At 66.3% G+C, this 398-nt stretch carries 1 protein-coding gene; it reads left to right on the plus strand.

The annotated features are described in order from the left end of the window. A partial coding sequence (locus tag AC1DUE_RS20555; RefSeq protein ID WP_477041252.1) for a sigma factor-like helix-turn-helix DNA-binding protein occupies nucleotides 1-373 on the plus strand: 373 nt, incomplete at its 5' end. Between the last annotated feature and the right edge of the window lie 25 nt (nucleotides 374-398).

A 398-nucleotide genomic window follows, 5' to 3' on the forward strand; every position in this document is an offset into this window, starting at 1 on the left:
CTCCACGGCCACGCGCGTCGGCGACGTGCTGGACTGGGCCCGTGACCCGGTCAGCCTCAACATGTCCGTGGACGACGAGGGCGAGACCCAGTTCGGCGATCTGCTGGAGGACACCTCCGCGGTGTCGCCCGAGCAGTCCGTGATGACGCTGCTGCGCAGCGAGGAGCTGGAGGACCTGATCGGCAAGCTCGACAACCGGACCGCGTCGATCATCCGTATGCGGTACGGCATCGAGGACGGCCGTGAGCGGACTCTCACCGAGGTCGGCAAGCAGCACGGTCTGACGCGCGAGCGGATCCGGCAGATCGAGAAGCACGCACTGCTCGAACTGAAGCGAATGGCCCACGACACGGGTTTTGACGCTGCGGCGTGAGCCCGAGTCCAGTAGCCTCCGATAT

This window comes from Cellulomonas sp. P4_A2 (genome assembly GCF_056402515.1).